This window comes from Bradyrhizobium acaciae, from assembly GCF_020889785.1.
In the GTDB taxonomy this organism is placed as follows: Bacteria; Pseudomonadota; Alphaproteobacteria; order Rhizobiales; family Xanthobacteraceae; genus Bradyrhizobium; species Bradyrhizobium acaciae.
In genome coordinates this window covers 1-4,198 of record NZ_JACMYK010000259.1, presented here as the reverse complement: position 1 = coordinate 4,198, position 4,198 = coordinate 1, and the positions used below count along the sequence as shown (strand labels likewise).

Annotated in this window: 4 protein-coding genes and 1 pseudogene; 2 read left to right on the top strand and 3 right to left on the bottom strand. The window is 65.7% G+C overall.

The window, feature by feature from the left end:
• The coding region (locus H8A92_RS39765) for an OmpA family protein (protein ID WP_420831438.1) at positions 1 to 1,011 on the top strand (1,011 nt) is incomplete at its 5' end.
• A gap of 230 nt (positions 1,012 to 1,241) precedes the next feature.
• Here the strand turns inward: H8A92_RS39765 and H8A92_RS39760 are convergent.
• Positions 1,242 to 1,607 carry a nuclear transport factor 2 family protein gene (locus H8A92_RS39760; RefSeq protein WP_229200703.1) on the bottom strand — a complete coding sequence of 122 codons (366 nt, stop codon included), beginning with the start codon at positions 1,605 to 1,607 and terminating at the stop codon, positions 1,242 to 1,244.
• Between the two features lie 95 nt (positions 1,608 to 1,702).
• On the opposite strand from H8A92_RS39760, the gene H8A92_RS39755 reads away from it, so the two are divergent.
• Positions 1,703 to 2,290 (top strand): TetR/AcrR family transcriptional regulator, encoded by a 588-nt coding sequence (locus H8A92_RS39755; protein ID WP_163159850.1) that lies wholly within the window; start codon positions 1,703 to 1,705, stop codon positions 2,288 to 2,290.
• A 178-nt stretch (positions 2,291 to 2,468) separates the two neighbouring features.
• Here H8A92_RS39755 and argG read toward each other — a convergent pair whose 3' ends face one another.
• Positions 2,469 to 3,806: an argininosuccinate synthase gene (gene argG / locus H8A92_RS39750; protein ID WP_229200702.1), complete on the bottom strand. Its 1,338-nt coding sequence runs from the start codon at positions 3,804 to 3,806 to the stop codon at positions 2,469 to 2,471.
• A gap of 79 nt (positions 3,807 to 3,885) precedes the next feature.
• A pseudogene (locus tag H8A92_RS39745) lies at positions 3,886 to 4,198 on the bottom strand (phosphatase PAP2 family protein); the annotation flags it as partial.

Below are 4,198 nucleotides of genomic sequence, written 5' to 3'. Positions count from 1 at the left end.
GCGGTCGCAGCGCCGCTGCCGCCGCCGCCGCGGCATGACAACATCACGCCGCTCGCGATCGGCGCCGCGGTCGGTGCGGGCGTGGTGGCTGGCGCCATCATCGGCGGGAGCATCGCCGACCTGCGCGGCCAGCGGCAGGAAGTGGTCGAAGACGGCCGTACCATCTACACCGAGCCGGACCGCGTCATCATCCGCGATCCCAGTGGACAGGCCTATGTCCGTGGCGACGATGTCTACCGCTTCCGCTATGGCGCACGCGACATTCGCACCGAGACGATCGGCGGCGAGACCCGCACCATCGTGGTCCGTCCCGACGGCAGCGAGATCATCACCGTGGTCGGTGCCGACGGCCAGATGCTGCGCCGAATCCGCAGGGATCCCGGCGGGCGCGAGCTCATCATCATCGACAACAGCTATCGCGATCCGCGTGCGGTCGGCGGCTTCTATGTCGACGTACCGCCGCCGGTGGTCAACATCCCCTACGATCGCTACATCGTCGATGCTCAGGAGGCGTCGCCCGACGTGATCTACGAGACCATGGAGGCACCACCGGTGCAGCGGATCGATCGGCGCTACTCGCTCGAAGAGATCCGCTACAGCCCCAATGTCCGCATGCAGATGCCGAGCATCGACCTCAACACGATCAACTTCGACTCCGGATCGTGGACCATCCCGCCGGATCAGGCGGCGAGGCTGCAGGTGATCGCCGACGGCCTCAACCGGGCCATCCAGCGCAATCCGCGCGAGGTGTTCCTGATCGAAGGCCACACCGATGCGACCGGCAACGACACCGACAATCTGTCGCTGTCCGACCGCCGTGCGCAGTCCGCCGCCGAGTTGCTGACGCAGCAGTTCGGCGTGCCGGCTGAAAACCTGACATCGCAGGGTTACGGCTCGCAATATCTGAAGGAGCAGACCGACGGACCGAGCCGCATCAACCGGCGCGTCACCGTCCGCCGCATCACCCCGCTGCTCAACGGTGACACCGCCTCCGCCGCCCCGCCGCGCTAAGGCGGCGCGGCATCACGATACGAAATGGCCGGGAGCGATCCCGGCCATTTTTTGTTTTTGGTGAGACGACACTGGCAGCCACGTAAGAGCTGCACCCCCTCTCCCGCTTGCGGGGGAGGGCTGGGGTGGGGGTGTCACCGCTAATCACCTAAAGGAAGGAGCCCCATCCGGATTGCATCTGCGATGCAATCCGACCTCCCCCGCAAGCGGGAGAGGTGCAGCAAGCATCGTCACCGTCCCATCTGCGCCGGATCGTAGAAGAAGCGCTCCTCGATCAGCTCCTCGCCGCGCCAGGTCTGCCAGGCGACCTCCTCCATGCTGCGGACCTTGCCGTCCTTGCCGGTGAATTCGAACCGCCAGCAGATCGCTGAATGATCGCCGTCGAGCAGCAGCGGCCCGAGCCGCGTCGTCTTCACGCCGGACACCGCGGCCAGCACTGCCGCCTCGCGCGCCGCCAGCGCCTCGCGGCCGACGCGCCATTCGCCGTCGTTCTCCTGGGTGCGGGCATCGGCCGCATAGAAGTTCCGGATCGCGGCGACATGGTCGTTGGCTTCGACCGTGTCAGCGAAGGCTTGCAGCGTCTTGAGCGAAGGCATGGGCACTCTCCATTTACCGACTGATGGTCGGTATTTATCGACTGGTAGTCGGTAAGTCAATTGGCTTGCGGATGGAACTGGGCTACAGATACACGATGGCAACCCAGGCCGAGCGGCGCGAGAAAACCAGAGCCGCCATCGTCAAGGCGGCACGGCGCATCTTCGGCGAGCGCGGCTTTGCGGCTGCGACGATGGATGACATCGCCAGCGGCGCGCGGGTTGCAAAAGGCGCGGTCTATCATCACTTCGCGACCAAGGAGGCGGTGTTCGAGGCCGTGTTCGAGCAGGTGTCGATCGATCTCGTCGCCGATCTCGATCGCATCTCGCGCGCGGAGAACGATCCGCTGGCAGCGATGGCGGCGGGAACGCAGGGCTATTTCGCGGCGTGCTCAAAGGGCCCGACCGGCCAGATCATCTTGCGCGACGGCCCGGCCGTGCTCGGCTGGGAACGCTGGCGCGAGATCGACGCCAAGCATTTCGGCGGCAAGTTTCCGCGCGCGCTTTCCGCTGCGATGGACGCCGGCGTGATCGCAAAGCAGCCGATCGAGCCCCTGGCGCGGCTGTTGCTCGGCGCGGTGACGGAGGCAGCCGTTGCTGTGTCAGCGGGACCCGATATCGGCAAGACCGGCACCGATTACGCGCGGGCGTTTCGGTCGTTGCTGGATGCGCTCAGGGTGAAGTAGCCGAACGCTCTCCTCTTGGTCGTCCCTGCGAAAGCAGGGACCCATAACCACTGCCGTCAATTGTTGCGCTGCGCTGGAGCCACAGCTCGCTTTGACAACGCAATCCTGTGGTTATGGGTCCCGGGTCGCGCTTCGCTTGCCCGGGACGACGGCGAGTTTGCGGTGACGGCCGGCAGCCTCAGTCCTTGTCGCTCTCGAGCTGGAAGATCTGCGAGCCTTCGCCGCTCGAGATGAGGCCGGTCTTGTTGTAGAGGCCGAGCTTGGCGCGGGTGTCTGATATGTCGAGATTGCGCATCGTCAGCTGGCCGATGCGGTCGGCCGGCGTGAAGGCGGCATCCTCGACCTTCTCCATGCTCAAGCGCTCCGGCGCGTAGGTCAGGTTCGGGCTCTCGGTGTCGAGGATGGAATAGTCGTTGCCGCGGCGCAGCTCCAGCGTCACCTCGCCGGTGACGGCGCCCGCCACCCAGCGCTGCGCGGTCTCGCGCAGCATCAAGGCTTGCGAATCGAACCAGCGGCCCTGGTAGAGCAAGCGGCCGAGCCGCATGCCGCTGATGCGGTACTGCTCGATCGTATCCTCATTGTGGATCCCGGTGACGAGACGCTCATAGGCGATGTGCAGCAGCGCCATGCCGGGCGCCTCGTAGATGCCGCGGCTCTTGGCCTCGATGATGCGGTTCTCGATCTGGTCGCTCATGCCGAGGCCATGGCGGCCGCCGATCGCGTTGGCTTCGAGAAACAGCGCGACCGGATCGGCAAACGTCTTGCCGTTCAGTGCGACCGGCTGGCCTTCCTCGAAGCGCACCACGACCTTCTCGGGCTTGACGTCGCAGTCTGCCCGCCAGAACGGCACGCCCATGATCGGGTTGACGATGGTGATGCCGCTCGACAGGCTCTCGAGATCCTTCGCCTCATGGGTCGCGCCGAGCAGATTGCTGTCGGTCGAATACGCCTTCTCCGCGCTCATCTTGTAGGCGAAGCCCTGCGCGGTCATGAAGGCCGACATCTCGGCGCGACCGCCGAGCTCGTCGATGAACTGCTGGTCGAGCCAGGGCTTGTAAATCCGCAGGCTCGGATTGGTCAGCAGGCCGTAGCGGTAGAAGCGCTCGATGTCGTTGCCCTTGTAGGTCGAGCCGTCGCCCCAGATGTTGACGCCGTCCTCCTGCATTGCCGCGACCAGCATCGTGCCGGTCACCGCGCGGCCCAGCGGGGTGGTGTTGAAATAGGTGATGCCGCCGGTCGAGATGTGGAACGCGCCGGACTGGATCGCGGCGATGCCCTCATGGACCAGCTGGGTGCGGCAATCGACCAGGCGGGCCTTCTCGGCACCGAAGTCCATCGCCTTGCTCGGGATCGCGTCGTAATCGGCCTCGTCGGGCTGGCCGAGATTGGCGGTGTAGGCAAAGACCTTGGCGCCCTTCAGCTTCATCCAGAGCAGCGCCGCCGAGGTGTCGAGCCCGCCCGAGAACGCGATGCCGACTTTTTCGCCGGTGGGCAGGCTTTTCAGAATCGTACTCATGGGACGGTCCAATCGGTCGAAATCGATGATGTTTCCGGGGTGGCGATATCAAATTTCGGCTGGCGGGGCACGCCTTTAATCAGGCTTCAGGCTGGCTCGGCTCCGCCTTGCCGCCCTGGCGCCAGCGCTGCATCCACCGGTAGCCCGGCATCGCCAGCCGGGTCAGCGCGGCGTCGACCTGGGCGTCGGTCAGCCGGGTCGCGGTCCAGCGGTAGATCAGCGCATAGAACAGCCAGACGGTGAAGAACGACACCAGGCCTGCGATCGCCACATCGGTGAAGAAATGGCCGCCGAAGGCCATTCGAAGCCCGCTGGTGACGAGGCCGAACACGGTCGCTCCGGCAAAGGCCAGCGGCCGCCAGGCGGGCGGCGTCAGCGCGGCCGGCGCGTAG

Coding starts and splice junctions, on each gene's coding strand:
- H8A92_RS39760 (WP_229200703.1), bottom strand. CDS start 1,607: ATGCCTTCGCTCAAGACGCTGCAAGCCTTCGCTGACACGGTCGAAGCC.
- H8A92_RS39755 (WP_163159850.1), top strand. CDS start 1,703: ATGGCAACCCAGGCCGAGCGGCGCGAGAAAACCAGAGCCGCCATCGTC.
- argG (WP_229200702.1), bottom strand. CDS start 3,806: ATGAGTACGATTCTGAAAAGCCTGCCCACCGGCGAAAAAGTCGGCATC.